At 58.0% G+C, this 25,442-nt stretch carries 28 protein-coding genes; 15 read left to right on the forward strand and 13 right to left on the reverse strand.

Going from position 1 to position 25,442, the window contains the following annotated elements; translation table 11 throughout:
• Positions 1 to 31 precede the first annotated feature (31 nt).
• The 4 genes from purL to grxD are packed head-to-tail and all read left to right on the forward strand — an operon-like array spanning position 32 to position 3,444.
• On the forward strand, positions 32 to 2,191 hold the full coding sequence (gene purL, locus AC13C8_RS17520) for a phosphoribosylformylglycinamidine synthase subunit PurL (protein WP_482848547.1): 2,160 nt from the start codon (positions 32 to 34) through the stop codon (positions 2,189 to 2,191).
• Positions 2,192 to 2,194: 3 nt separating this feature from the next.
• Positions 2,195 to 2,770: a hypothetical protein gene (locus AC13C8_RS17525; protein ID WP_482848548.1), complete on the forward strand. Its 576-nt coding sequence runs from the start codon at positions 2,195 to 2,197 to the stop codon at positions 2,768 to 2,770.
• Between the two features lie 21 nt (positions 2,771 to 2,791).
• A complete protein-coding gene (locus AC13C8_RS17530) occupies positions 2,792 to 3,034 on the forward strand; it encodes a BolA/IbaG family iron-sulfur metabolism protein (RefSeq protein WP_091429232.1) in 243 nt (80 codons plus the stop codon).
• A 47-nt stretch (positions 3,035 to 3,081) separates the two neighbouring features.
• Positions 3,082 to 3,444 carry a Grx4 family monothiol glutaredoxin gene (gene grxD / locus AC13C8_RS17535; protein ID WP_091429231.1) on the forward strand — a complete coding sequence of 121 codons (363 nt, stop codon included), beginning with the start codon at positions 3,082 to 3,084 and terminating at the stop codon, positions 3,442 to 3,444.
• 6 nt (positions 3,445 to 3,450) lie between these two features.
• On the opposite strand, the gene AC13C8_RS17540 is transcribed toward grxD, so the two are convergent.
• The 3 genes from AC13C8_RS17540 to AC13C8_RS17550 are packed head-to-tail and all read right to left on the reverse strand — an operon-like array spanning position 3,451 to position 4,706.
• On the reverse strand, positions 3,451 to 3,807 hold the full coding sequence (locus tag AC13C8_RS17540; RefSeq protein ID WP_482848549.1) for an MliC family protein: 357 nt from the start codon (positions 3,805 to 3,807) through the stop codon (positions 3,451 to 3,453).
• 1 nt (position 3,808) lies between these two features.
• Positions 3,809 to 4,192, reverse strand: coding sequence for a cell division protein ZapA (locus tag AC13C8_RS17545; RefSeq protein WP_091429227.1), 384 nt, complete (start codon positions 4,190 to 4,192; stop codon positions 3,809 to 3,811).
• Positions 4,185 to 4,706 (reverse strand): hypothetical protein, encoded by a 522-nt coding sequence (locus AC13C8_RS17550; protein ID WP_482848550.1) that lies wholly within the window; start codon positions 4,704 to 4,706, stop codon positions 4,185 to 4,187. The genes AC13C8_RS17545 and AC13C8_RS17550 overlap by 8 nt, the downstream gene beginning before the upstream one ends.
• 241 nt (positions 4,707 to 4,947) lie before the next feature.
• On the opposite strand from AC13C8_RS17550, the gene tkt reads away from it, so the two are divergent.
• Positions 4,948 to 6,972, forward strand: coding sequence for a transketolase (gene tkt / locus AC13C8_RS17555; RefSeq protein WP_482848551.1), 2,025 nt, complete (start codon positions 4,948 to 4,950; stop codon positions 6,970 to 6,972).
• Positions 6,973 to 7,072: 100 nt separating this feature from the next.
• On the opposite strand, the gene AC13C8_RS17560 is transcribed toward tkt, so the two are convergent.
• Both AC13C8_RS17560 and AC13C8_RS17565 read right to left on the reverse strand, forming a co-directional pair.
• Complete coding sequence (locus tag AC13C8_RS17560; RefSeq protein ID WP_482848552.1) at positions 7,073 to 7,561, reverse strand: VOC family protein; 489 nt, start codon at positions 7,559 to 7,561, stop codon at positions 7,073 to 7,075.
• Between the two features lie 80 nt (positions 7,562 to 7,641).
• Positions 7,642 to 8,604 carry a DUF808 domain-containing protein gene (locus tag AC13C8_RS17565; RefSeq protein ID WP_091429221.1) on the reverse strand — a complete coding sequence of 321 codons (963 nt, stop codon included), beginning with the start codon at positions 8,602 to 8,604 and terminating at the stop codon, positions 7,642 to 7,644.
• 248 nt (positions 8,605 to 8,852) lie between these two features.
• Here AC13C8_RS17565 and gap (AC13C8_RS17570) point away from each other — a divergent pair, with 248 nt between their 5' ends.
• The 3 genes from gap (AC13C8_RS17570) to gap (AC13C8_RS17580) all read left to right on the forward strand — a co-directional run bounded on the left by gap (AC13C8_RS17570) (position 8,853) and on the right by gap (AC13C8_RS17580) (position 11,234).
• The gene (gene gap, locus AC13C8_RS17570) at positions 8,853 to 9,851 is read left to right on the forward strand and encodes a type I glyceraldehyde-3-phosphate dehydrogenase (protein WP_091429218.1); all 999 of its coding nucleotides are present in this window, start codon (positions 8,853 to 8,855) and stop codon (positions 9,849 to 9,851) included.
• Between the two features lie 115 nt (positions 9,852 to 9,966).
• Positions 9,967 to 10,110, forward strand: coding sequence for a hypothetical protein (locus AC13C8_RS17575; RefSeq protein ID WP_091429217.1), 144 nt, complete (start codon positions 9,967 to 9,969; stop codon positions 10,108 to 10,110).
• A 125-nt stretch (positions 10,111 to 10,235) separates the two neighbouring features.
• On the forward strand, positions 10,236 to 11,234 hold the full coding sequence (gene gap / locus AC13C8_RS17580) for a type I glyceraldehyde-3-phosphate dehydrogenase (RefSeq protein ID WP_482848553.1): 999 nt from the start codon (positions 10,236 to 10,238) through the stop codon (positions 11,232 to 11,234).
• A 213-nt stretch (positions 11,235 to 11,447) separates the two neighbouring features.
• Here gap (AC13C8_RS17580) and AC13C8_RS17585 read toward each other — a convergent pair whose 3' ends face one another.
• From AC13C8_RS17585 to AC13C8_RS17600, 4 genes are all read right to left on the reverse strand, one after another.
• Complete coding sequence (locus tag AC13C8_RS17585) at positions 11,448 to 12,002, reverse strand: DUF6151 family protein (protein WP_091429215.1); 555 nt, start codon at positions 12,000 to 12,002, stop codon at positions 11,448 to 11,450.
• Between the two features lie 171 nt (positions 12,003 to 12,173).
• Positions 12,174 to 12,665 (reverse strand): pantetheine-phosphate adenylyltransferase, encoded by a 492-nt coding sequence (gene coaD, locus AC13C8_RS17590; protein WP_091429214.1) that lies wholly within the window; start codon positions 12,663 to 12,665, stop codon positions 12,174 to 12,176.
• Positions 12,666 to 12,769: 104 nt separating this feature from the next.
• Positions 12,770 to 13,204, reverse strand: coding sequence for a CBS domain-containing protein (locus AC13C8_RS17595; protein WP_091432100.1), 435 nt, complete (start codon positions 13,202 to 13,204; stop codon positions 12,770 to 12,772).
• Between the two features lie 109 nt (positions 13,205 to 13,313).
• The gene (locus AC13C8_RS17600; protein WP_091429212.1) at positions 13,314 to 14,204 is read right to left on the reverse strand and encodes a LysR family transcriptional regulator; all 891 of its coding nucleotides are present in this window, start codon (positions 14,202 to 14,204) and stop codon (positions 13,314 to 13,316) included.
• Positions 14,205 to 14,387: 183 nt separating this feature from the next.
• On the opposite strand from AC13C8_RS17600, the gene AC13C8_RS17605 reads away from it, so the two are divergent.
• A complete protein-coding gene (locus tag AC13C8_RS17605) occupies positions 14,388 to 15,887 on the forward strand; it encodes a CoA-acylating methylmalonate-semialdehyde dehydrogenase (RefSeq protein WP_091429211.1) in 1,500 nt (499 codons plus the stop codon).
• 53 nt (positions 15,888 to 15,940) lie between these two features.
• On the opposite strand, the gene AC13C8_RS17610 is transcribed toward AC13C8_RS17605, so the two are convergent.
• The gene (locus AC13C8_RS17610) at positions 15,941 to 16,375 is read right to left on the reverse strand and encodes a hypothetical protein (RefSeq protein ID WP_091429209.1); all 435 of its coding nucleotides are present in this window, start codon (positions 16,373 to 16,375) and stop codon (positions 15,941 to 15,943) included.
• Positions 16,376 to 16,553: 178 nt separating this feature from the next.
• Between AC13C8_RS17610 and AC13C8_RS17615 the strand changes: the two genes are divergently transcribed.
• The 6 genes from AC13C8_RS17615 (at position 16,554) to AC13C8_RS17640 (ending at position 21,960) form a co-directional block, all read left to right on the forward strand.
• Positions 16,554 to 17,687, forward strand: coding sequence for a carboxylate-amine ligase (locus tag AC13C8_RS17615; protein WP_091429207.1), 1,134 nt, complete (start codon positions 16,554 to 16,556; stop codon positions 17,685 to 17,687).
• A gap of 136 nt (positions 17,688 to 17,823) precedes the next feature.
• On the forward strand, positions 17,824 to 18,975 hold the full coding sequence (locus AC13C8_RS17620) for an acyl-CoA dehydrogenase family protein (RefSeq protein ID WP_482848554.1): 1,152 nt from the start codon (positions 17,824 to 17,826) through the stop codon (positions 18,973 to 18,975).
• On the forward strand, positions 18,975 to 20,003 hold the full coding sequence (locus AC13C8_RS17625; RefSeq protein ID WP_091429204.1) for an enoyl-CoA hydratase/isomerase family protein: 1,029 nt from the start codon (positions 18,975 to 18,977) through the stop codon (positions 20,001 to 20,003). Before AC13C8_RS17620 ends, AC13C8_RS17625 begins: the two co-directional genes overlap by 1 nt.
• Before the next feature lie 11 nt (positions 20,004 to 20,014).
• Complete coding sequence (mmsB, locus tag AC13C8_RS17630; RefSeq protein WP_091429202.1) at positions 20,015 to 20,887, forward strand: 3-hydroxyisobutyrate dehydrogenase; 873 nt, start codon at positions 20,015 to 20,017, stop codon at positions 20,885 to 20,887.
• Between the two features lie 138 nt (positions 20,888 to 21,025).
• Positions 21,026 to 21,685, forward strand: coding sequence for a Crp/Fnr family transcriptional regulator (locus AC13C8_RS17635; RefSeq protein ID WP_091429200.1), 660 nt, complete (start codon positions 21,026 to 21,028; stop codon positions 21,683 to 21,685).
• Positions 21,686 to 21,765: 80 nt separating this feature from the next.
• Positions 21,766 to 21,960, forward strand: coding sequence for a YgaP family membrane protein (locus tag AC13C8_RS17640; RefSeq protein ID WP_091432098.1), 195 nt, complete (start codon positions 21,766 to 21,768; stop codon positions 21,958 to 21,960).
• A gap of 121 nt (positions 21,961 to 22,081) precedes the next feature.
• On the opposite strand, the gene AC13C8_RS17645 is transcribed toward AC13C8_RS17640, so the two are convergent.
• The 3 genes from AC13C8_RS17645 to AC13C8_RS17655 form a co-directional block, all read right to left on the reverse strand.
• A complete protein-coding gene (locus AC13C8_RS17645) occupies positions 22,082 to 23,473 on the reverse strand; it encodes a TRAP transporter large permease (protein WP_091429198.1) in 1,392 nt (463 codons plus the stop codon).
• 3 nt (positions 23,474 to 23,476) lie between these two features.
• Positions 23,477 to 24,136, reverse strand: coding sequence for a TRAP transporter small permease (locus tag AC13C8_RS17650; RefSeq protein ID WP_091429197.1), 660 nt, complete (start codon positions 24,134 to 24,136; stop codon positions 23,477 to 23,479).
• Positions 24,137 to 24,249: 113 nt separating this feature from the next.
• Entirely contained in the window at positions 24,250 to 25,251 is a 1,002-nt protein-coding gene (locus tag AC13C8_RS17655) for a TRAP transporter substrate-binding protein (RefSeq protein ID WP_482848555.1), read from the reverse strand.
• Positions 25,252 to 25,442 lie beyond the last annotated feature (191 nt).

The raw sequence follows: 25,442 nt of genomic DNA on the forward strand, positions 1-25,442 counted from the left end.
GCGCCAACCAAAGCCTAAGGGGGAAACGGGCATGACCGAGCCGAAGATCACCGAGGACCTGATTGCAGCGCACGGGCTAAAGCCTGACGAATACGAGCTGCTCCTCGAAATCATTGGTCGCGAGCCGACATTCACCGAGCTTGGCATCTTCTCGGCCATGTGGAACGAGCATTGTTCGTACAAATCCTCGAAGAAATGGCTCCGCACCCTGCCCACCGATGGCCCTCAGGTGATCTGCGGCCCCGGCGAAAACGCGGGTATCGTCGATATCGGTGACGGACAAGCTGTGGTCTTCAAAATGGAAAGCCACAACCACCCGTCCTACATCGAACCCTACCAAGGCGCGGCCACCGGTGTTGGCGGCATCCTGCGCGACGTGTTCACCATGGGTGCCCGCCCCATTGCGGCGATGAACTCGCTGTCCTTTGGCGAAATTGATCACCCAAAAACCAAACAACTCGTGAACGGCGTGGTCGAAGGTATCGGCGGCTATGGCAATTGTTTCGGTGTGCCCAATGTAGGCGGCGAGGTTCGCTTTCACCCTGCCTATAATGGCAACTGCCTTGTGAACGCTTTTGCTGCAGGCTTGGCCGATACCGACAAAATTTTCTACTCCGCAGCCTCCGGCGTGGGAATGCCCGTTGTGTATTTGGGCGCGAAGACAGGCCGCGATGGCGTTGGTGGGGCGACCATGGCATCGGCCGAATTTGACGACACGATCGAAGACAAGCGCCCCACCGTGCAGGTCGGCGACCCCTTCACAGAAAAGCGCCTGATGGAGGCAACGCTGGAACTGATGCAAACCGGTGCGGTGATTTCAATCCAGGATATGGGGGCCGCTGGCCTGACGTGTTCAGCGGTCGAAATGGGCGACAAGGGCGGTTTGGGCGTCAAACTGAACCTTGAAGACGTGCCGCAGCGCGAGGACAACATGACCGCCTATGAGATGATGCTGTCCGAAAGCCAAGAACGGATGCTCATGGTCCTTAAGCCCGAAAAAGAGGCCGAAGCCCGTGCTGTGTTCGAAAAGTGGGATCTGGACTTCGCAATTGTTGGCGAAACGCTTGCAGAAGATCGCTTTTTGATCATGCACAATGGCGAAGTGAAAGCCGATTTGCCGCTGTCCCCCCTGTCGGGTCGCGCGCCAGAATATGATCGTCCATGGGTCGAGACGCCAGCCGCCGAAGAACTGTCGGACGTTCCCGAGATCGATGCCATCGACGCTTTGAAGGCCCTGATCGGGTCGCCCAACTACGCCGCGAAACAGTGGGTTTATGAACAATATGACCACATGGTGATGGCCGACACCGTCCGCGCGCCCGGTTTAGGCGCTGGCATCGTGCGGGTTCACGGAACTGATAAAGCCATCGCGTTCACATCGGATGTGACGCCGCGCTATGTGAAGGCCAATCCTTTTGAAGGCGGCAAACAGGCCGTCGCCGAAGCCTATCGCAACCTGACCGCCGTGGGCGCGAAACCCCTTGCCACCACCGACAACCTGAACTTCGGCAACCCCGAGAAGCCCGAGATCATGGGCCAATTCGTCGGAGCCATCAAAGGGATCGGTGAGGCGGTCGCCGCGCTGGATGTGCCGATCGTGTCGGGCAACGTGTCGCTGTATAACGAAACCGACGGTCAGGGCATTCTGCCCACGCCAACCATCGGCGCTGTTGGGCTGCTGGACAGCCTTGACGACATGATCGACGGCGTGGCCCGTGACGGGCATGTCGCGATGGTCATTGGCGAGACCACCGGGCATCTGGGCCAATCCGCCCTGTTGGCTGAGGTGTTCAACCGCGAGGACGGCGACGCCCCGCATGTGGACCTTGCGGCTGAAAAGGCGCACGGCGACTTCATCCGCGCCAACCGCGAACTGATCAAGGCTTGTTCGGACCTGTCTGACGGTGGTCTTGCCATGGCGGCGTTCGAAATGGCCGAAGCGGGTGGTGTGGGGGTCTCTCTCGACACTGCCGACACGCCGACCCTGTTCGGAGAAGATCAGGCGCGCTATCTGGTGGCTTGTAACTTCGATCAGGCCGAGGCCCTGATGATCGAAGCGGGCAAGCTGGGCATCCCCATCGCCTCGGTCGGTCGCTTCACCGGCGACACCGTAAAGATGGGCGGGTCCGAAGCCCCGCTGGACGAACTGGCCGAGATCTTCCGCACCGGGTTCGATCAGGCGCATCGCTGATCCATGACTTCCCCCCCTGACCCACAAGACATGTCGGCACTGGTGGCGGATTGCGCCGCCTGCGCAGGGCTGTGTTGTGTGGCACCGGGCTTTGACGCGGGCGATGATTTCGCTTTTGACAAACGTGCGTTGGCCCCGTGCCGTCATCTTGGCGACGACAACCTGTGTCGCATCCACGAAACCCTTGAAGACCAGGGGTTTCCGGGCTGTGCACGGTTTGACTGCAAGGGGGCCGGACCTTACGTGATGACGCACATCTTTCCGCGCAAACGCTGGCGCAAGGATCGCGAAACGCTGGAGGCAATCGCCGAAGCCTATCGCCGGATGCGCGCCATCTGTGACATGATCGAGTTGCTTCGCGCGGCTGAACGCCTGCCGCTGTCGCCCGCACAGGAAACCGCCAGGCGCGACATGCTTGACCGGCTATTGCCCCGACCTGCCTGGACGGCGGATACGTTGGCGCAGGCCGAACAAGGCGGCATCCTGTCGGACGCCCGCGCTGTTTTGTCCGGGTTTCGTGATGCCGCAACACGCCACCAGGTCTTGCGGCCCCCCTGCCCCGAACATAGATTGAGTTGAAACATAAACGAGGTTCTGCCCATGGCCATGGAAGCATCCGAAATCGAAACCCTCATCCGCGAGGCTTTCCCGGAGGCGAAAATCACCATCACCGATCTGGCCGGTGACGGAAACCACTATGCCGCCGAGGTGGTGGATGAGAGCTTTCGCGGCCAGAACCGTGTGCAACAGCAACGGGCCGTCTATGCCGCCCTGAAGGAAAAGATGGCCGGTAGTCATGGCGACCTTCATGCACTGGCACTGACGACGAAAGCGCCTGACTAAACACGCCCGGACACCTCCGGCCCGACCCCTGACATCAAGGAAATGACATGACCGACGCAAAAACCCGTATCACCGAAACCGTCAAGGCCAACGACGTTGTGCTTTACATGAAAGGCACGAAAGACATGCCGCAATGCGGGTTTTCGTCCCGCGTGGCTGGTGTTCTGAACTTCATGGGCGTCGATTTCGCCGATGTGAATGTTCTGGCCGATGAAGAAATCCGCCAAGGCATCAAGGATTATTCCGATTGGCCCACCATCCCGCAGCTTTATGTCAAAGGCGAGTTTGTGGGCGGTTGCGACATCATCACCGAGATGACCCTGTCGGGCGAGCTGGACACGTTGTTTGACGAAAACGGCGTTGCCTATAACAAAGAAGCCGCAGACAAGATCCGCGAAGCGAACGGCTAAGCCGGTTCACATCGTCCTGCATTGCGACAGAAGCGTTTCGTCCGTGTTGTTGGGGGCATCCTCCCACATCAGAAACGCTTCGTCGCCCTTGGTCCACCAGACATAGCCAGCCCCATCCGGGGCTTGCGCATATTTGGCGCCCGACCCCGATATGACCTGGCCAAGTGCCACCTGCTGCCCTTCCACATGAATCACGGCGAATGATCCTTCGTCCCCATTGATATAGGTGGCCCAAACCATCGCGCCGCGCTCGCATCCATAGCGAAGGGTGTCAATCAGCGCTTCAGCCGAAACAGAAAGGGGTGTCAGCAGGAACGACGCGGTCGCCACCGTGCGCCAAACTCCGAAATGAGTGGCTGTCATCTTAACCGGCGCGTTCTTCTATTTCCGCAGCGACGGCCTCAGCGCGGGCGGCAATCTCGGCCAGAGTATCCGTGACCGCATCTGGAATCACCGGCACTTCGACCTTTTGCGGGGCAGCATTCTGCGCCGCATAAAGCTGCGCCTCCAAATCGGCCACTTTCTTGTCGGCCAGCTTCACTTTGTCTTCCATACCAGCTGTCTTGTCGGCGAGCATTAGCCCAGCCATCAACAACATACGGCTTTCGGTCAAGTTGCTCATCTGGCTGACCAGAACCGAGGCTTCGTTGTCCAGCATCTTGGCGGCGGTGATCAGGAAATGCTCTTCACCTTCCTGACAAGCCACATCGAAGTTGCGGCTTCCAATGGTGATATTGATATCAGGCATCAGCACCCTCCTTCCCGGTTGGTGAATGTGGCATCGTGCCGGTGTTGCTGTCGTTGATCAACTGTCCAAGTTCGCCCAGGACCGCATCGAGTTCGGCACGATCCGCAGATTGCGCAACCCGCAAGCCTTCAAGCTCTGCCGCCATCGCGTCGTTGACCAGTTCAGCATTCACATCGCCATCTGCAATCGCCTTGCGCAATGCATCATTATTGGCCCTCAGGTCAGCGTTCACCTGTCGCATCTTGGACAGAACCACTTCGTCCGTCTCAAGCTGAGCAGTCAGGCGACCAAGTTCGCCACGCAGCTTGTCCACCTCGTCAGCGCGGCTTTGCTGCAGGGTTTTCACCCGTTCCGACAATTGGCTGTTCACTGTCCGCTCTTCATCCAACTGTGCTTTAAGTTGTGCAACTTCTTCGTCCGAACCGCCTGACTGAGTGGACAGCGCAGACAAGCCGCTGCTGATCCGTTCAAGTGCGGTGGTAATTCGGGTTTCCAATTCGGAAATATCGCTCATGTTCTGCCCTGAACCAGTATTGTTTGCCCGATCTTGTCACATGCCTGCCGACCTGACAACGCAAGACATGCGTGCGAATCGGCGGTGCGTGCTGGTATGCCGATCTTACCCGACCCCACCCCAAAATGCGCCCCCCCGTTCTTTTCCAAACACTTGGCCCGCGACATGCAGCTTGGCTTGACCCTTGGCAAATGACTGCTATCAGGGGTCCAACCTCAACTTTGTCAAAGGATGTTGACCGTTGGACATCGCCACGCTTCGCAAAAGCCACCCCGATCACTGGAAAAAAGCCACCGCGATCCGCTCGCTGACGCTGGATGCGGTTGCCGCCGCGAATTCGGGTCACTCTGGAATGCCGATGGGCATGGCAGATGTGGCAACGGTGCTTTTTGAGAACCACCTGAAATTCGATGCGTCTGCGCCGCGTTGGGAAGACCGCGACCGGTTTATCCTGTCGGCGGGTCACGGTTCGATGCTGATCTATTCGCTGCTTCACCTGACCGGTTACAAAGATGTGACGCTGGATCAGATCAAAAACTTCCGCCAATGGGGTGCGATCACTGCGGGCCACCCGGAATATGGGCACGTCTCGGGCGTTGAAACCACCACCGGCCCGCTGGGTCAAGGCATCGCCAACGCCGTGGGCTTCGCCATGGCCGAAGAAATTCAGCGCGCACGCTTCGGCAAGAAAATCGTCGATCACTTTACCTATGTGATCGCTGGTGACGGTTGCCTTATGGAAGGCATCAGCCACGAAGCCATAGGTTTGGCCGGGCGTCACCAATTGGGCAAGCTGATCCTTTTCTGGGACAACAACGACATCACCATCGACGGCAAGGTCTCGCTGTCTGATTGCACCAACCAGGTGCAGCGCTTCAAGGCATCCGGCTGGCATGTGCAGGAAATCGACGGCCACGACCCCGAACAGATCGACGCCGCGATTACCAAGGCCAAGACGACCAAGAAGCCGTCGATGATCGCCTGCAAGACACATATCGCTTTGGGCCATGCGGCTCAGGACACATCCAAAGGCCACGGCGCGTTGACCGACGCGGACCAACTCAAGGCTGCGAAAGAAGCCTACGGCGCACCCATCGGCGACTTCCAGGTTGAAGACGACGTGAAAGCCGCTTGGGAAGCCATCGGCGCCAAAGGGGCAGCAGCCCGCGCTGAGTGGGAAGCCCGCTTTGCGTCGATCAGCGAACGCAAACAGGCCGAGTTCAACCGCGCCTATGCGCTGGATGTGCCCAAGAAACTTGGCGGCGTTGTCCGTGCCCTGAAACGTCAGGTGGCCGAAGGCAAACCCACGGTAGCCACCCGCAAATCGTCGGAAATGGCGCTTGAGGTCATCAACCCGGTGATGCCGGAAACCGTCGGCGGATCGGCTGACCTGACCGGGTCAAACAACACCAAGACCGGTGATCTGGGCGTCTTTGACGTGGACAACCGCAAAGGCCGCTATATTTACTGGGGCATCCGCGAACACGGTATGGCGGCTGCGATGAACGGCATGGTGCTGCATGGCGGCATGCGCCCCTATGGCGGCACATTCTTCTGCTTTACCGACTATGCGCGCCCTGCCATGCGTCTGGCGTCGCTGATGAAAATCCCAACGGTCTTCGTGATGACACACGATTCGATCGGCGTTGGCGAAGACGGCCCGACCCACCAGCCGGTCGAACATCTGGCGATCTGCCGCGCGACCCCCAACAGCTATACCTTCCGCCCGGCCGATACGGTGGAAACGGCCGAGGCATGGGAACTGGCGCTGACCTCGAAGGAAACGCCATCGACGCTGGTGCTGACCCGGCAAAACCTGCCGACCGTGCGCACCGAGTACAAACAGAAGAACCTGTCCGCGCAGGGCGCTTATGTTCTGGCGGATGCAGAAGCTGGCAAGCGTCAGGTGATCCTGATCGCCACCGGGTCCGAGGTGTCGCTGGCGATGGAGGCGCGCGCCAAACTGGAAGCCCAGGGCATCGGCACCCGCGTTGTCTCGATGCCGTGTATGGAACTGTTCGCACAACAAGACGAAGCCTATCGCCGCAAGGTTCTGCCCCCTGGCCCCGTGCGCGTAGGCGTCGAAGCGGCCGTGCGTGACGGGGGCTGGGATCGCTGGCTTTTGGGCGAGCGCGGCCGCGAAGCGAAAGCCGCCTTTGTGGGCATGGAGAGCTTTGGCGCGTCAGCCCCGGCAGGCGTTTTGTTCGAGAAGTTCGGCATTACCGCCGAGAACGTCGTCGCGAAAGCCAAGGATCTGTTGGGCTAACGCTTCACAACCTTGAAACTGAAGTGCCCCGCCGGCTTGCTGGCGGGGCTTTTTTTGTCCAAAATCTTGGACATTCGGCGAGTGTTGACTGGTCATCCCTTTACGAGCCACGAACCCGCCGGGCCGCGTCAATGGCCGCCACATCAATCTTTTTCATATGCATCATCGCTTCAAACGCACGTCGGGCTTCATCTCCCCCCGCCGCAATCGCCTCGGTCAAGGTGCGCGGGGTGATCTGCCACGAAATCCCCCACATGTCCTTGCACCAGCCACAGACACTTTCTTGACCGCCATTGCCGACAATGGCATTCCAATAGGCGTCGGTCTCCTCTTGCGTGTTTGTCGCTATCTGAAACGAAAACGCCTCGCTGTGCTTGAAATGGTCCCCGCCATTCACCCCAATGCAGGGCATGCCGATCACGGTAAATTCGACCGTCAGCACATCGCCTGCCTTGCCGGATGGATAATCGCTGGGTGCACGGTGTATTGCTGTCACCGCACTGTCGGGAAAGGTTTGGGCATAGAATTGCGCGGCGTCCTGTGCTCCGCGGTCATACATCAGGCAGGTTGTGATCGGATAAATGGGCATCGCCGTCGCTCCTCTGTCACCACGCCAATCCTAGCACAACGCACGAAGTGCCAGAAGAACCCGGCAACCCTTCGGCCAATTCAGGCCTTGCCCTTGAACACCGACTGCCAAATCGGCCCGATCACGCGGGTGGCCAGCGGGATAATCAACACGCCCAGCGCCAACCCAACAATTCCATCAAGCGTCGCCGTCACGGCCCATTCAACAAACCCGGCCATATTCGGCACGGCACGTGCCACTGAAATCGCGATTTCGTTAATGAACCTATAGGGTTGATATACGCCCAGTTCGTATAGCCCATGAATGATGATCGAACCGCCGACCCAGATCATCGCCGCCGTCCCTATGACCATCAGCAATTTCAGGAAACCCGGCATGGCGTTGACGATTCCGCGCCCGAAGGCGCGGGTCGCAGACAGATTTCCCCGTTGGGCCATATAAAGCCCAAGATCATCCATTTTCACAATCAAAGCGACCGACCCATAAACGACCACCGTTATACCAATGGCGACGACTGCCAAAGTCGCAGCCTCCATCCAGATATTGCTTTCCGGTATGGCGGCAAGAGCTATGGTCATGATCTCAGCCGACAGGATGAAATCGGTCTTGATCGCGCCCGCCACTTTCTCTTTTTCAAGATGGGCCGGATCGCCGATGTCATATTCGGCTTTATCCCATGTTTTCTCATGGGGAAACAACACCTGCCAGACCTTTTCCGCGCCCTCAAAACACAGATAGGACCCGCCCAACATCAACAGCGGCGGGATCAACCAAGGCGCAAACGAGGACAGAAGCAGCCCGATCGGCAGCAGGATGATCAGCTTGTTCTTGATCGACCCCCAAGCGATGCGCCCGATGATCGGCAACTCACGCTTGGCCTCGAACCCCTGCACATATTTCGGCGTGACGGCAGCGTCATCGATCACCGCGCCGGCAGCTTTCGCCCCGGCTTTCGCCGCCTGACCCGCCACATCATCAACCGAAGCCGCCGCGATCTTCGCAATGCCCGCCACGTCATCTAACAGCGCAATCAAACCACTCATAAACCATGCCCCTGTGTTTGTGTTGATCGGGACATTAAAGGCATTCGCGCACAGGGTGAAGCACTTGCAGACCAAAGAGTCCTGTTGGCTGTGGGCGCATATCGTTTGCGCTAACGACCTGCTCACCCACCATGTTTTCGCTAACAAGCTGGTGTCAAACGCGTTTTGCGGGTTGGGCCATGACGGATCGGTCGTTATATCAGCTGAAAGTTTCGTGGCCATCAGGCCAAAACCTGAGGGGAAGATGCATGACCGTCACAGTGGGTATCAATGGATTTGGCCGCATCGGCCGCTGCACCTTGGCGCAGATCGCCGCATCGGGTCGCAACGACATAAACGTGGTCAAGGTCAACGCAACCGGCCCGTTGGAAACCGCTGCACACCTGTTGAAATATGACAGCATCCATGGCCGCTTCCCGAACGAGATTTCGCTGGGCGACATGACCATGGATGTGGGCCGCGGCCCGATGCAGATGATGTCGACCTATGATCTGGATGAATTGGACTGGACCGGCTGCGACGTTGTGCTGGAATGCACCGGCAATTTCAACGATGGTGAAAAGGCAAAGCGCCACATCGAACGGGGCGCGCGCAAGGTTCTGATCTCGGCCCCCGCCAAGAATGTGCAGAAAACCATCGTTCTGGGCGTGAATGACAAAGAGCTTCAGGCCCATCACAACATGGTATCGAACGGATCGTGCACCACCAACGGGTTAGCCCCGCTGGCCAAGGTCCTGCACGAAGCGCTGGGAATTGAGCGTGGCATCATGACCACAATCCATTCCTACACCGGCGACCAGCCGACGCTCGACCGCCGTCACAACGACCTTTACCGTGCCCGCGCCGCCGCCATGGCGATCATTCCGACGTCGACAGGCGCCGCGAAAGCCTTGGGCGAAGTGCTGCCGGAACTGGCTGGCAGACTGGACGGGACCGCCATGCGGGTGCCCACTCCCAACGTATCGGCCATTGATCTGACTTTTGAAGCCGGGCGCGACACGTCGGTGGAGGAAGTAAACGAGATCGTGCGCGTCGCCGCCGAAGGCACGATGTCGCGCGTTCTGGGATATGACCCCGAACCCAAGGTTTCGATTGACTTCAACCACACCGAACAAAGCTCGATCTTCGCCCCGGACCAGACCAAGGTCGTTGGCGGCCGCACTGTGCGTGTAATGGGCTGGTATGACAACGAATGGGGCTTTTCGACCCGCATGGCGGATGTCGCAGTGAAAATGGGCTCGTTCTAAGCACCCCACCAACAACAAGTCCTGACCCCGTCCCTTCCAGTGGCGGGGTTTCTTTTACCCTTGCCCCGGCTCGCCTGCCATTGCAACAATATGCCAAAATGGGCAGGAGCAGACTTTGACAAACCAGATCGCACTGACCCTGGGCATTTTGATCGTGGGTTTGATCGCGGCTGATCTGCTGTTTGCAGAGGGTGGCAGCCTGTTGTTTCTGTCAAAGAAGTTCCTCGAATTCACCGAATGGATCGCATTCTGGCGTTGATGGTTACTGGCCCGGTTGGTGATCTTCTCTTGACCTTTTGGCTGAAATGTTGATGTTAGCGCTCACATATGACGACCGGCCGCGCCGGACTTTCGCCGGGCGCCCCTCATGCAAGGATGAAGAATATGACAGTCAAAGTGGCCATCAACGGATTTGGGCGGATTGGACGACTGGTGCTGCGCGCCCTGCATGAAACCGGACGCGACGATATCGAAATTGTTGCAATCAACGATCTTGGCCCGGTCGACATGAATGCCCATCTGCTGCAATTCGACAGCGTGCATGGTCGTTTCCCGAACGAAGTGACGTTCACTGACGACACGATCAACGCAGGCCGTGGTCCAATCCGTGTCACCGCCATCCGCAATCCTGCCGAGCTGCCTTGGGGGGATGTGGACATCGTACTGGAATGCACCGGCATCTTCACCGGCGACAAAGCCAAGATCCACCTGGAAAACGGCGCGAGCCGTGTATTGGTCTCTGCCCCATCCTCGGGCGCAGACAAGACCATCGTTTACGGTGTGAACCATGACACGCTGACCGCGGCAGATGTGCATGTATCAAACGCCTCGTGCACAACGAACTGCCTGTCGCCGGTCGCCAAGGTTCTGCAAGACGCAATTGGCATCAACAAAGGCTTCATGACGACCATCCACAGCTATACCGGCGATCAGCCCACGCTGGACACGCTGCACAAGGATTTCTATCGCGCCCGTGCAGCCGCGCTCAGCATGATCCCCACCACCACCGGGGCTGCTCGTGCGGTCGGGTTGGTGCTGCCAGAGCTGGCGGGCAAGCTGGACGGCGTCGCAATCCGTGTCCCCACGCCCAACGTCTCCTGCGTTGACCTGACGTTCGAGGCGTCGCGCGACACCACGGTGGACGAGGTCAACGCGGCCATTGTCGCCGCCGCCAACGGCCCGCTGAATGGCGTTCTTGGCGTGGTCGACCGCCCGCTGGTCTCAAGCGATTTCAACCACGACTCGCACTCATCGAACTTCGCGCTGGACCAAACCAAGGTGCTGGACGGCAACATGGTGCGGGTGCTCAGCTGGTATGACAACGAATGGGGCTTCAGTTGCCGCATGCTGGATACAGCGGTCGAGATGGCGAAGCATCTGTGACCCACGCGCACAGAACGCGAAAGCCCGGGGGCATCGGCTCCGGCTTTTCTTCGACTTGGTTGGTCGGCGCGGAACTCTAGCTTGCGGACGAGGTTAGCTTTCACCCCAGTCGCACAGATATCGCCTTTTTTGGGCGAGGCGTTCAACAAACGGTCGTTTTTGCAACGATTGCCGTGGGTCAAGGATCAGATGCTAGTCAACACGTAAACGCCATTAAGGTCTTTTGAGGCCGATGGGAGTAGCACCGTCGTTTTCAAAGAAGGGTGAACCCTTATGCTTTCCAAAAAGCTTGCCTTTCACAACAAAGGGGAGAACTGTCAGCATATCGCGCGCACCGATCTTATCGGAAACTTTGAAATCGGGGTTGCCTTTGGCGTATGTTCCCCTAATCCGCCCACGAATTTCGCCAAATTTTTTTAGCGCTTGAGTATCAGCCGCAGTATACGCCGAGTGAAATATACCAGCCCAAGGAAAATTGGGGCGCGTGTTGACGATCGGCGAATTGCAACATGTTGTTGAAAAACGATAAAGACCGTTCTGTGTCACCTGAGAATAGCAAAGATTGCTTTCTCCTTTGATAAAAGTGATGTCGCTTGGGTAAGCAGGGACAACTTCTGTGCCCCCAAACTCATCGAGGACATCAGTGCGTTCAAGCATTTCAGCAAAAGCCTGACAATCATCGCAATAACAAACAAGTCTGCCGGGCGAATTCTTTGGGGAATTGGCAAGTTCCGCTTGAAAACTGCCACAGTCACACTGAATTTTCATTTCGCGAAATTCTCTTTACTGTTTTCCTAATACGGGCCTATTTTTCATCAATAGCGACCGGGAACGTCCGTTGCACGGAATTGCAGAAGATCGGCAGATGGGCTCAAACCGATTGATCAATACCAAAATGCCGCCGCCCCGGTCACCTCTCAGACCGCGTGAAACCACCGCCTAACCGATTTTCGCCAACAGTTGCTCCTTCACGCTGGGCGGCACAAATTTCGTCACATCCCCGCCCAGCTTTGCAATCTCTTTCACCAGCTTCGACGCAATGGCCTGATACTTCGCCTCGGCCATCAGAAACACGGTTTCGACGCTGTCATCCATTGCGCGATTCATGCCAACCATCTGATATTCATATTCAAAGTCTGTGACCGCCCGCAGGCCGCGGATAATGATTTGCGCGCCAACATCGTGGGCACAATCGATCAGAAGGTTCTCAAAAGGATGGGCCACGATCTCGGTGCCAGTTTCCGCCGTCAGCTTGGCACATTCCGCCTCGACCATCGCAACCCGCTCTTCAAGCGAGAACATAGGGTTCTTGCCCGTGTTGATCGCAACCCCAATCACCAGGCGGTCGACCAGAGCGCACCCACGACGGATGATGTCGGTATGGCCCAGAGTGATGGGATCGAAGGTTCCGGGATACAATCCTATGCGCATATTCTGGCCTTTCTTCAGTGCCGATACGCAACAATACTGTGCCCGGCACTGCAAGTTTTATTCCGCAATGCGCAAAGCATTGACTGCTGGTCCATTGGATCTGGTCAGTACCCCATGATCATGTTTTTCAAGGCATCCGCTTGTTGTGACAGCTCGTCAAGACGCGCTTTGACCACGTCGCCAATCGACACCAATCCGATCATTTCATCGCCGTCCATCACTGGCATGTGACGGAATCGGCCGTCGGTCATGGTGTGCAGAACCTGAATGGCCCGGTCCCCCGGCACACACGTCACCAGTTTAGACGTCATCAGATCATCAACTGACTGGTCCAGGCAGCTGGCGCCAACCTTGCCCAATGCCGAAACGATGTCACGCTCTGACAATATCCCCAATGGGCGCACACCGTCTTCGGACACGATCACCGCGCCGATTTTCTTCTCGGACAGAAGGTTTGCCGCATCCGAAACCTTACTGCCCGGCTTGACCGTCGCAACACCCGCCAGCGTTTTGTTTTTCAGTATCTGGTGAATGAGCATGTGGCCCTCCATTCTAGTGAAATGCTTGTATTTTTCTGTCTTCAGCGTCACCCCAAGCGCAACAATATGTCAAGGGCTGTTTGCAATTGCAGCAAAGGAAAAGTTACCGTCACGCCATCGCTTCCAATCGTGCGACCTCGTCACGGATACCCCGCGTCAATTCCTCGGCCACGCGCGTGAACCGCTCGACCCGCGCATCGCCCTCGTGCCGGATCAGATAAAACGATCTCGTGACCGAGACCTCATCCGTCAGCACCCGCCGCAGGTTTGGCGCAAAGGGCAGAATGAAATCATGTGTGACCCCAATCCCCCCACCCTGCCGCACCATGCCCAACTGAACCGAGACCAGGTTTGACGCCAGCGCCACTTTCTCAATCCCCATCCCGGTCAGGAAATCCAGCTCAGGATAGAAAATCATATCCTGGATATACCCAACGATCGGATGTGCATGAAGGTCATCCAGACTGGTCAATGGCGGTGCACGGTCCAGATATTCCCGCGCCGCAGCAAGATGCAGATGATAATCCGTCACCTTCTGCACAGTGATCCTCCCGGCCTGTGGCGGAGAAACCGTGATCGCCATATCCGCCTCACGCTTCGACAGGTTGATTACCCGCGGCAAGGCCACGATCTGCAACTCCAACTCGGGATGCTCTTTCTGGATCGCTGTGCAGACCTGCGGCAGAATATAGCTGGCACAGCCATCCGTCGCACCAATACGCACCTGCCCCGACAATTGCCCGGATTGCCCGGTCAATTCGTCTGCCCCCGACAACACGGCCTGCTCCGCCCGTTCGGCGTGGGACAACAAACGTGACCCCGCCTCGGTCAACGCATATCCCTGCGGTGATTTGGTAAAAAGTGGCTGCCCCAGATCCCCCTCCAGCTTCGCCACCCGCCGCCCCACGGTTGCTGCATCACGCCGCAACACTTTGCCTGCACGTGACAGGCTTTCCGCGCGCGCCACCGCCAGAAACACCCTCAGATCATCCCAGTCCATCAAACACCTCGCCCCTTCTCGCATCACCTGCGTTTCTTCTGGCCCCAAATATCCCCGCCGGAGGCTTCCCTGCTCTCCAACCTCGACCCATTTTGCGTTTTTGCAAAACCTTTTTGAAGAACTGCCTCTTTTCCAAGCATAATTGCAAGGCTATCTTCCCCTCGAACTGATGGGAGAAAGACCATGAAAACACTGGGACACTGGATCAACGGCCAATTGGTCGACGGCACGTCGGGCCGCACGGCAGACGTTTACAACCCCGCGACAGGCGAGGTTCAGGCCAAGGTCGCGCTGGCATCACAGGCCGAAATGGACGACGCCGTCGCAAAAGCGGCCGAAGCACAGAAAGCATGGGGTGCGACCAACCCCCAAAAGCGTGGTCGCGTAATGATGGCACTGGTTGGCCTTCTGAACCGCGACATGGACAAGCTGGCCGAAGCCCTGTCGCGTGAACATGGTAAAACCATCCCCGACGCGAAAGGCGACGTTCAGCGCGGGCTTGAAGTGATCGAATACTGCATCGGTGCCGCTCAGATGCTGAAAGGCGAATTCACCGATTCAGCCGGTCCTGGCATCGACATGTACTCCATGCGCCAGCCGCTGGGTGTTGTTGCCTCGATCACGCCGTTCAACTTCCCCGCCATGATTCCGCTCTGGGGCATGGGCCCGGCACTCTCTGCCGGTAACGCGATGATCCTGAAACCGTCCGAGCGCGATCCCTCGGTCCCTTTGATGCTGGCTGAGCTATGCAAAGAGGCGGGCCTGCCCGATGGCGTGTTGCAGGTTGTGAACGGCGACAAGGACGCGGTGGACGCGATCTTGGACAACGAAACCATCCAGGCGGTTGCTTTCGTCGGCTCGACCCCGATCGCGCATTACATCTATTCGCGCGCCACAGCAAACGGCAAGCGCGCGCAGTGTTTCGGCGGGGCCAAGAACCACATGATCGTCATGCCTGATGCCGATATGGAACAAGCCGCGGATGCATTGATCGGTGCCGGGTTCGGCGCGGCTGGCGAACGCTGCATGGCCATCTCGGTCGCAGTTCCAGTCGGCGAGGAAACCGCCGACAAGCTGCGCGATGCTCTGGTGCCGCGGATCGAAAAGCTGAAGGTTGCGCCCTATACCGCCGGCGACGATGTGGATTACGGCCCGGTCGTCACTGCAGCCGCCAAGGAAAACATCCTGCGTCTGATCAGCTCCGGCGTCGAACAGGGCGCTGATCTGGTGGTCGACAATCGCGATTTCAAGCTGCAAGGCTATGAGGACGGATTCTTCGTCGGTCCGCACCTGTTTGACCGCGTGACCACCGATATGGACATCTACAAAACCGAGATCTTCGGCCCCGTTCTATCCATGGTGCGCGCGCAGTCTTACGAAGAAGCCCTCGGCCACGCGATGAACCACGAATACGGCAATGGCACCGCGATCTTCACTCGCGATGGCGACACCGCGCGTGACTTCGCCAACCGGATCAACATCGGCATGGTCGGCATCAACGTGCCAATCCCCGTGCCGCTGGCCTATCACACCTTTGGCGGCTGGAAAAAGTCGGGCTTTGGTGATTTGAACCAGCACGGCCCAGATGCGTTCAAGTTCTATACGCGCACCAAGACCGTGACGTCGCGCTGGCCCTCGGGTCTAAAGGAAGGTGGCGAATTCCACTTCAAAGCGATGGATTGACAGGTCGCCGCCAAAATCAACAAGAAAGCTCCGGTTCTTCAACCGGGGCTTTTCTAATCCAACCGCCGACCATCCCCCAAAGATCTGACGAAATCGTCAACGTCTTCGGCTGCAACCCCCAGAAAAGCCAGAGCGTCCGCCCCATTGCGGAACACATCAATCTCGGTCGGCACGTGATCTTGCGCGGATTGTTCAAAAATGCGCGCCAGAACAAATATTTCGGGCCGTGGAGCCAGAAGCGCCAATTTGCTGGCCGCGGGATAATCGCGTAACAGCTTCCGTTGCATTTGTACGTATTCCGCTGGTCCCTCATTCGGACGGTCAATGGTGCGCAACTGGCGCAAATCAACCAGAACTCTACGCCCCCTGGGTGCGTCAATGGCAATGACCCACTCGGCAATTCGGGCCGTCAGGCTGGCGAACCGGGCATGCGCAGAGCAGCGAATAAGCAAAAACTTTTGGTCATCGAAATAGGTGGCAGTATACATTTTCAACCTCGGCGCGATTACGCCAAGTCAAACAAAGCCCCATCCTTACCTAAGGTCAACCTTCAATTCCCTCCGCTTTGATCCGAACGACCAATCAGCCGGTGTTCATGGTGCCGGATGCTTGTCGCTTGCCCTCAATGATGCAAAGCTGTTCCCGACACGACCGAAAGGACAGCCGATGGCCCTGAAAGAACCGCCGTTTTCTATTGGTGTCGAAGAAGAATATCTGCTGGTGGATCGCGACAGCTATGCCTTGGCGCGTGCACCTGATCGCTTGATGAACGACTGTAAAGCCGAGCTTGAAGGTCAGGTCAGTCCCGAGTTCCTGCAATGCCAGATCGAGATCGGCACCTGCGTCTGCGCCAACGTGACCGACGCCCGCGAAGATCTGAAACGTTTGCGGTCGAGCGTCGCCAAACATGCCAAAACATATGGTCTGGCCCCGATTGCGGCGTCGTGTCATCCCTTTGCCGACTGGAAGGAACAGCACCATGTCGACAAGGACCGCTATAATGATCTGAAACGCGATCTTGCGGGGGTCGTGCGCCGAATGCTGATCTGTGGGATGCATGTTCACGTCGGCATACCTGACCCCGACACGCGGATCGACCTGGTCAATCAGCTCAGCTATTTCCTGCCCCATCTGCTTGCCTTGTCCGGCAGTTCGCCATTCTGGCAAGGCGATGATACCGGGTTGGCATCCTATCGCCTGACCGTGTTCGACAACTTGCCCCGCACGGGTCTGCCGCCGCATTTGTCCGGCTGGTCCGAATTCGAACGCTCGGTTCAGGCGTTGGTTGATATCGGCGTGATCGAGGACAGTTCGAAAATCTGGTGGGATCTGCGGCCGTCCTCGCGCTTTCCGACCATCGAAAGCCGCATCTGCGATGTGCAACCCCGCCTGGAGCACACAGTCAGCCTGGCGGCGCTGACCCAATGTCTGGCCCGTATGCTGTGGCGGTTGAAGGCCAAGAACCAACGCTGGCGGCTCTATGACAATTTTCTTGTCGCCGAAAACCGCTGGCGCGCGCAACGATACGGGGTCGGCGGCGGGCTGATCGACTTCGGCATCGGTGAGATCGTCGATTTCCCGCAGCTTCTTGAGGATATGTTCCACCTGATTGAACAGGACGCCGAGGCCCTTGGCTGCGTCGTCGAAGTCGAAGCCGCCCGCGGTATTCTTGAGACGGGCATCTCGTCCGACCGCCAGCGCGCTGTCTATCACGACAGCATTCAGGCTGAGAAACCGAAAGAGTATGCGCTTCAAGACGTTGTGCGGCATTTGATCGAAGAGTATCACACCGACCTGTGACCCGCAGGACCCGCCCCGCCCGCGGTGTCTGACGTTACGGCAGCTTGCGACGTGACGGAACTCTCCACCGCATTGAAAAACTCCTGTAAGAATTGCGCCATAACGTGACCCGCAAACACGCGGACGGGAGAAAGACATGGATTTCGCGCTTTCCGAGGAACAGACCCTCATCTTCGACATGGCCAAAGGGTTTGGCGAGGAACACATCGCCCCCAATTCCGAGAAATGGGAGGCCGAGGGCACCATCCCGAAAGATCTGTGGCCGCAATTGGCCGAACTGGGCTTTGGCGGCATCTATGTCAGCGAAGAATATGGCGGCTCGGGCCTGTCGCGTCTGGATGCAACGCTGGTCTTTGAGGCGCTCGCCATGGCCGACCCTGCGGTCGGATCGTTCCTGTCGATCCACAACATGTGCGGAGGTATGATCGACAAATTCGGCAAAGAAGAAGACAAGCAGAAATGGCTGCCGTCGCTCTGCACGATGGAAAAAGTGTTCTCTTACTGCCTGACCGAACCGGGCTCCGGCTCGGATGCGGCGGCGCTGAAAACCCGCGCACAGAAGACCAACGACAGCTATGTGCTGACCGGCAACAAGGCGTTCATCTCGGGCGGCAACTATTCTGACGTCTATGTCACCATGTGCCGCACAGGTGAAGATGGTCCCAAGGGCATTTCCACCGTGATTGTCGAAGAGGGCACCCCCGGCCTGAGTTTCGGTGCGAATGAGCGCAAGATGGGCTGGAAAGCCCAGCCCACATCACAGGTGCAATTCGACGATTGCGCCGTCCCGCACGAAAACCTGCTGGGCGAAGAGGGCAAAGGGTTTGTCTATGCGATGGCGGGGCTGGATGGTGGGCGTCTGAACATCTCGGCAGGTGCGCTTGGCGGTGCACAGAAGGCACTGGACCTGACGCTGCAATATATGGGCGAACGCAAGGCATTCGGCAAAACCATCGACCAGTTTCAGGCATTGCAATTCAAGCTGGCGGAATACGAAACCCGGCTGCAAGCGTCGCGCACCTTCCTGCGTCAGGCAGCGTGGAAACTGGACAACAAAGCGCCCGATGCCTTGAAGTTCTGCGCCATGGCCAAGCTGATGGTGACGGATGCCGCCTTTGACGTGGCCAATGGATGCCTGCAACTGCATGGCGGCTATGGCTACTTGGCCGATTACGGGATCGAGAAGATCGTGCGCGACCTGCGCGTGCACCAGATTCTGGAAGGCACGAACGAGATCATGCGCCTGATCGTCGCCCGTCAACTGCTGGCTGAACGCGACCGCGGCTGATGTCTGACATCTCGATTAGAAAAGAGGGTAAAGCCGGGCGCATCACCCTGACCCGCCCCGATGCCTTGAATGCCCTGTCCTATGACATGTGCCTTGCGATCGACGCCGCGCTGATCGACTGGATCAACGATGACGAGGTCGCGCTGATCCTGATCGACGCCCAAGGCGACCGAGCCTTCTGCGCCGGTGGTGACATCCGTGAGATCTACGAGATCGGCCAGTCCGGCGACCCCACCCGCGCTCAGAACTTCTGGCGCGATGAATACCGCATGAACGCTCGACTGTTTGAATTTCCCAAGCCCATCGTCAGTTTCATGCAAGGCTTCACCATGGGCGGCGGTGTTGGTGTGGGCTGTCATGCGTCGCACCGGATCATGGCGCGATCCTCACGTATGGCGATGCCGGAATGCGGCATTGGGCTGGTGCCCGATGTGGGCGGATCACTGATCCTGGCCCATGCTCCGGGTCGGCTGGGCGAATATATCGGCATGACCGGTGCCCGCATGGCGCCAGGCGATGCGATCCACGCGGGCTTTGCCGATTTCGTGATCCGTCAGGCCGAATGGCCCGCGTTGAAAGCCGACCTGATCCGCACCGGCGACCCCAGCCATATCAACGAGGCCGCGATCCCGGCGATACCCGGCAACCTGTCGGCCATGCAGCCCATGATCGACGCGCATTTCGGGGGTGGCAACCTTGGCGACATCGTAGCCTCGCTGCGCGGTGAAGACAGCGTCTTCGCCTCCAATGCGCTGGAAGTTCTCAGCCGCAATTCGCCGCTGTCGATGGCCTGTACGGTCGAGATGATCCACCACCTTTCCACGACTCGCGATGTGCGCAAATCGCTGGAGCTGGAGTACCGCTTCGTCTATCGCGCATTGGAATATTCAGACCTGATGGAGGGCATCCGCGCCGCCGTCATCGACAAAGACCGCACCCCGAACTGGAAGCACAGCCTGGACAACCTGCCAAACGACGCCGTCGGCAAGATGCTCGCACCGCTCGGCGACAACACACTGACATTCTAAGGAGACCTGCCATGAAAATCGGATTTATCGGACTGGGCAACATGGGTGGCCCGATGGCCACGAACCTCGCCAAAGCGGGGCATGACGTGACGGGCTTCGACATGGCCCCCGTCGATATCGACGGCGTAACAATGGCAGCATCGGGTGTGGAAGCGGCCAAAGGTCGCGACGTGGTCATCACCATGCTGCCCAACGGACAGATCCTGCGCGCCGTGGCGAACGAAATCATACCCGCCATGGCCAAGGGAACCGCTTTCGTCGACTGCTCGACGGTGGATGTCGAAAGCGCCCGCGACGTTGCCAAGCAAGCCTTGGACGCGGGTCTTCTGCCGGTGGACGCGCCTGTGTCCGGCGGCGTTGGCGGCGCATCGGGCGGCACGTTGACCTTCATGGCCGGTGGCTCGGCCGAGGCGTTTGCCAAAGCAGAACCTTTGTTCGAGATCATGGGCCAGAAGGCCGTGCATTGCGGCGACAGCGGTGCGGGGCAAGCGGCCAAGATCTGCAACAACATGATCCTCGGCATCACCATGATCGGCACCTGCGAAGCGTTCGCACTGGCCGACAAACTGGGGCTGGATCGGCAAAAGATGTTCGACGTCGTGTCCACCTCCTCCGGCTATAGCTGGTCGATGAATGCCTATTGCCCCGCCCCCGGTGTCGGCCCCCAATCACCTGCCGACAACGACTACAAACCGGGCTTCGCCGCTGAACTGATGCTGAAAGACCTGCGCCTGAGCCAACAAGCCGCAGAAGCGGCCGATGCCGACACCCCAATGGGCCAGGCCGCCACTGCCCTGTATGAACAATTCGTTGAGAACGAGAATGGCCGCGGCATGGACTTCTCAGCTATGTTGCCGCGTTTTGAAAAACGCTCGCGCGGCTGATACGGTCGGCAACGGGGGCTCTGCCCCCACGGCGCACCCCCTAAGGGGCGCGCCTCCCCCGGGATATTTGAAACAAGAAAAAGGTGGTTTGAGCGCTTTTTCTTGTTTCAAATATCCCCGCCGGAGGCATAAAATCCGATGAGTTGGACAGATGATCCTGATGAGATTGCCGCGCTAGATGCCCGGGCGCGTGCGCTTTTGGACACGCTTACGCCGATGGATGTTCCTAAGGGTGCGGTCCTGTTCTGCCCAGGCGAGGCCGTAAAGGGCTACGTCGTGATGCTGTCCGGTCAGGTGGATGTAAATCTGATCGGACCCAATGGTCGCGACATCTTGCTCTATCGTCTGGCACCCGGCCAAGGCTGTATCCAATCCACCTTGGGTCTTTTGGGGGGCGACGCTTATACGGCAGAGGCGACAGCCGAGACCGCGGTCCGTCTGGTTCTGATCCCCCGCGATGTGTTCTTTGCCCTGCTCGACAGCTCTCCTGGGTTTCGGCGACTGGTATTTTCTGCATTCGCCGACCGGATGCAATCCATGATGCAGCTGATTGAAAACGTGTCCTTCATGTCGGTCGAGGCTCGATTGGCGGCCCTCATCCTGGATCGCGCAGGGCTGGACGGTTGCTTGCATATGACGCAAGCAGAAATGGCCACCGCCATCGGCACCGCGCGCGAGGTGATCTCGCGGCGGTTGGACAAGATGGCTCAGGCGGGTGCTGTGGCGCATGAGCGGGGAAACGTGACAATCCTTGACCGAAAGGCTTTGAACGGCATTGTCCTTGGCGCGGCATTTTGACCGTTTTCTATGTGACCACGTCACATGCTTTTTTCTGTTCCCTTTTCTAAGGTCAGATGAACGGAAAAAAGGAGATGACCATGTTCAAGACAAACACTGGTAACATTGACCGCATCATTCGAATCGTCGTCGGCCTCGCCCTGCTGGGCTGGTATTTCTTCGCTGGTGGCCCGGTCTGGGCGCTGATCGGTATCGTGCCGTTGGTGACGGGTGCGATCGGTTCTTGCCCGGTTTACTCAATCCTCGGGATGAACACCTGCAAGATGAAGAACTAAAGAAATTGGCAACCTTTGGCCGCTAGACCCGAAGGTGTAGCGAGTAAAACGGTAAACGCCGGGCGAGATACGCCCGGCGTTGTGTTGAGGGGGGTGGGCCGCACATGCAGCCCGCCCTTTCTTATTTGGTGATGATCTCTGGTCCCATCAAGGTTGTCGGCAGCCATGTCGACAGGAAGGGGATGTAGGTGACCATAATCAGGAACACAAACAGAACGGCCAGGAAGGGCAATGCAGCCTTCACCACCTTCATCATAGGCATCCCGGCCACCCCGGATGTGACAAACAGGTTCAGGCCCACCGGTGGCGTGATCATCCCGATCTCCATATTGACCACCATGATGATGCCAAGGTGAATGGGGTCGACCCCAAGCTCGATGGCAATCGGGAAGACCAGCGGCGCCACGATCACGATCAAGCCCGACGGTTCCATGAACTGTCCACCGATCAGTAGGATGATGTTCACGATGATCAGGAACATGATCTTGCCAAAGCCCGCCGACAGCATCGCACCTGCGATCTGCTGCGGGATCTGCTCGTCCGTCAGCACGTGCTTCAGGATCAGTGCGTTGGCGATGATGAACATCAACGTGATGGTCAGCTTGCCGGCGTCAAACAGGGTCCGGCGCGTGTCGACATGGAAGAAGGCAGTGATCAAGGCCTGCGGCTTTTGCAGCAAAGTGCGCTTTCCCTCGCCCTTGTCAGCCAACGGCCCCATATCACGATAGATGAACGTGGCAACAAGGAAGGCATAGACAGACGCGACCGCAGCGGCTTCCGTCGGGGTAAACAGCGCCCCGGTGATGCCGGGAATGCCATAGATGCCAACCATGATGATCACGATTAGCAAAAGCCCCCAAAGCGCATCCGAGAAGCTGGCGAAAATCTCTTTCCAGCCTGCGAAATCACCTTTGGGCATGTCCTTGATCGTAGCAATCACATAAATCGCGATCATCAGCATGACGCCCGCCATGATGCCGGGGATCACACCGGCCAGGAACATCCGGCCAACCGACACCTCGACCGCCGAGGCATAGACCACCATCACGATGGAGGGCGGGATCAGGATGCCCAGCGTGCCTGCGTTACAGATGACACCGGCGGCGAAATCCTTGGTGTACCCAACCTGGCGCATCGCCGCGATGACGATCGTCCCGATGGCGACAACGGTTGCCGGGCTGGAGCCGGAGAGAGCGGCAAACAGCATACAGGCAAACACGCCCGCAATCGCCAAACCGCCCCGGAAATGGCCCACACAGGCAATCGAGAACCGGATGATCCGTGCCGCCACGCCGCCTGTCGACATGAAGCTTGAGGCAAGGATGAAGAACGGGATCGCCAACAGCGTATAGTGCCCGGCTTCGGCCTGATAGAAACTCTGCGCGACCGATGCGAGCGACGTGTCCGAGAACAACAGCAGGAAGATGATCGAGCTCATGCCAAGGGCAATCGCGATCGGCACGCCGATCATCAGAAACCCGACGACCATCGCAAAAAGGAATAGGACGTCCATGGCTTATGCCTCCTCGGGCTTGTCTTGAAGCTGCTCGATCTCGTCTTCCACTTCGTGGCTGACAATCAGACTGTCCTGCTGGCCACGCCAGATACGGATGGTCGCCTGGATAAAGCGAAACAGCAGCAGCGCGACGCCAAACGGCAGAACCGCATAAGGGATCACACGGGGCAGCTTGTCATAGGTTTCGCCCTGGTTGATCCAGCCTTCCAGAAAGCGCAGGAAATCAAGCATCGGCACCTGATCGGTGATGTACCAAGCCTGATCGCGTGTCTGCTCAAATCCGGTGGGGAACCACCGACCCGAGGTGCGATCAAGGGCGGCATAGGGTGCCCAGTAGTCCCACGCGCCTTTCAATAGAAGAAAGGTATAGATGATACAGATCGCAGCGGCGGTCAGTGCCAGAACACGCCGCGGCCGCTCGGGCAGTAAATTGGTCAGCGCATCGACGCCCAGGTGGGCCGTGACCTTTACCCCGTAGCTGACGCCAAGCAGCACCAGCCACGCAAACAGGATCAGCGTCACCTCAAGCCCCCAAATCAGGGATGAGTTGAAAACATATCGCAGGACCACGTTCACAAATGTGATCATTGTCATCAGGCCAAGGATCACGGCGATCACCGTTTCTTCGAACCCGTTTGAATTATTAGAGTGAGTGCTCATGGCTGTCCCTTCCCATGATGCTGGGGGCGGCCCTTACCTTACGTCAAGGTAAGGGTGCAAAAGTGGGATATGATCGGGGTCCGTGCATGTTGCACGGGCCCCTGATTGTCAGCTTAGTATTGCGCGTTGATTTCCTGCGCAGCGGCGATATTTTCGGCGCCGACGTCAGCTTCAAACTGGCTCCAGACCGGTTTCATCGCGTCAACCCAGGCTTGACGTTGTTCTGCTGTCAGTTCGCGGATTTCGCCGCCTGCATCCAGAACGGCCTGACGGGCTTCGGCGTCAACTTCGCCAACCGCTGCGTTCCGGGTTGCTGTGACTTCGTGCACGATGGTGGCCAGCTGGTCGCGCACATCCGCGTCCAGACCTTCCCACCAATCAACATTGGTCACGACCAGATAATCCAGCACACCGTGGTTGGTTTCCGTCGTGCCATCCTGCACTTCGAAGAATTTCTTGCCATAGATGTTCGACCAGGTGTTTTCCTGGCCATCGACAACACCCTGTTGCAAAGCGCCATACACTTCCGAGAACGCCATTGGCTGTGGGCTTGCCCCCAGCGCCTGCATCTGGGCAACCAACACATCAGACGGCTGTACACGGAATTTCAGGCCAGCGGCGTCAGACGGTTCAATCAGCGGCTTGTTGGCCGAGAACTGCTTCATGCCATTATGCCAGAAATCCAGCCCCAACAGGCCGCGACGCACCATGGATTCTTTCATCGCCTGACCGGTTTCCGACATTTGGAACGCGTCGACCGCGTCCATGTTCTTGAACATGAAGGGCAGATCAAAGATGCGGAATTGTTTGGTGAAAGCTTCGAATTTCGACAGTGACGGCGCGGCAAGCTGAACGTCGCCCTGCAACATCGCCTCAAGCACCTGATCATCGTTGTATAGGGTCGAGTTCGGATAGACTTCCATGCAAGCCTTGCCGTTCATCTCTTCGTTCACACGTTCAGCCAGAAGCGAGGCCGCAATGCCCTTGGGGTGCTTGTCCGAGTTTGTCACGTGGCTGAATTTGATGACAATCTCGCCTTCTTCGCAGGCAGCGGAAGCCGTGTTCACAGTTGCCGTCAGCACGATCGCCGATACGGCCATGGTCAGGAATTTCATAAGGTGTCCTCCCAGACAGATATCCTCCGGCAGCCCGGTTGGGCGCCTGCATCTATTGGGACACGGTTCTGCTGCCTCACCAAGAAAAACAATCACGCAGATGTGAAAATGGGATATTTTCCCATTTTTTCATATCCCTATGGGGTAATTTTTGTGTGACGGAGCCTCAACTCCGCAGCGAAGTGAGCGGA

It is taken from the genome of Aliiroseovarius sp. B-4 (assembly GCF_056857795.1).

Coding starts and splice junctions, on each gene's coding strand:
- purL (WP_482848547.1), top strand. CDS start 32: ATGACCGAGCCGAAGATCACCGAGGACCTGATTGCAGCGCACGGGCTA.
- AC13C8_RS17525 (WP_482848548.1), top strand. CDS start 2,195: ATGACTTCCCCCCCTGACCCACAAGACATGTCGGCACTGGTGGCGGAT.
- AC13C8_RS17530 (WP_091429232.1), top strand. CDS start 2,792: ATGGCCATGGAAGCATCCGAAATCGAAACCCTCATCCGCGAGGCTTTC.
- grxD (WP_091429231.1), top strand. CDS start 3,082: ATGACCGACGCAAAAACCCGTATCACCGAAACCGTCAAGGCCAACGAC.
- AC13C8_RS17540 (WP_482848549.1), bottom strand. CDS start 3,807: ATGACAGCCACTCATTTCGGAGTTTGGCGCACGGTGGCGACCGCGTCG.
- AC13C8_RS17545 (WP_091429227.1), bottom strand. CDS start 4,192: ATGCCTGATATCAATATCACCATTGGAAGCCGCAACTTCGATGTGGCT.
- AC13C8_RS17550 (WP_482848550.1), bottom strand. CDS start 4,706: ATGAGCGATATTTCCGAATTGGAAACCCGAATTACCACCGCACTTGAA.
- AC13C8_RS17560 (WP_482848552.1), bottom strand. CDS start 7,561: ATGCCCATTTATCCGATCACAACCTGCCTGATGTATGACCGCGGAGCA.
- AC13C8_RS17565 (WP_091429221.1), bottom strand. CDS start 8,604: ATGAGTGGTTTGATTGCGCTGTTAGATGACGTGGCGGGCATTGCGAAG.
- gap (WP_091429218.1), top strand. CDS start 8,853: ATGACCGTCACAGTGGGTATCAATGGATTTGGCCGCATCGGCCGCTGC.
- gap (WP_482848553.1), top strand. CDS start 10,236: ATGACAGTCAAAGTGGCCATCAACGGATTTGGGCGGATTGGACGACTG.
- AC13C8_RS17585 (WP_091429215.1), bottom strand. CDS start 12,002: ATGAAAATTCAGTGTGACTGTGGCAGTTTTCAAGCGGAACTTGCCAAT.
- coaD (WP_091429214.1), bottom strand. CDS start 12,665: ATGCGCATAGGATTGTATCCCGGAACCTTCGATCCCATCACTCTGGGC.
- AC13C8_RS17595 (WP_091432100.1), bottom strand. CDS start 13,204: ATGCTCATTCACCAGATACTGAAAAACAAAACGCTGGCGGGTGTTGCG.
- AC13C8_RS17600 (WP_091429212.1), bottom strand. CDS start 14,204: ATGGACTGGGATGATCTGAGGGTGTTTCTGGCGGTGGCGCGCGCGGAA.
- AC13C8_RS17605 (WP_091429211.1), top strand. CDS start 14,388: ATGAAAACACTGGGACACTGGATCAACGGCCAATTGGTCGACGGCACG.
- AC13C8_RS17610 (WP_091429209.1), bottom strand. CDS start 16,375: ATGTATACTGCCACCTATTTCGATGACCAAAAGTTTTTGCTTATTCGC.
- AC13C8_RS17615 (WP_091429207.1), top strand. CDS start 16,554: ATGGCCCTGAAAGAACCGCCGTTTTCTATTGGTGTCGAAGAAGAATAT.
- AC13C8_RS17620 (WP_482848554.1), top strand. CDS start 17,824: ATGGATTTCGCGCTTTCCGAGGAACAGACCCTCATCTTCGACATGGCC.
- AC13C8_RS17625 (WP_091429204.1), top strand. CDS start 18,975: ATGTCTGACATCTCGATTAGAAAAGAGGGTAAAGCCGGGCGCATCACC.
- mmsB (WP_091429202.1), top strand. CDS start 20,015: ATGAAAATCGGATTTATCGGACTGGGCAACATGGGTGGCCCGATGGCC.
- AC13C8_RS17635 (WP_091429200.1), top strand. CDS start 21,026: ATGAGTTGGACAGATGATCCTGATGAGATTGCCGCGCTAGATGCCCGG.
- AC13C8_RS17640 (WP_091432098.1), top strand. CDS start 21,766: ATGTTCAAGACAAACACTGGTAACATTGACCGCATCATTCGAATCGTC.
- AC13C8_RS17645 (WP_091429198.1), bottom strand. CDS start 23,473: ATGGACGTCCTATTCCTTTTTGCGATGGTCGTCGGGTTTCTGATGATC.
- AC13C8_RS17650 (WP_091429197.1), bottom strand. CDS start 24,136: ATGAGCACTCACTCTAATAATTCAAACGGGTTCGAAGAAACGGTGATC.
- AC13C8_RS17655 (WP_482848555.1), bottom strand. CDS start 25,251: ATGAAATTCCTGACCATGGCCGTATCGGCGATCGTGCTGACGGCAACT.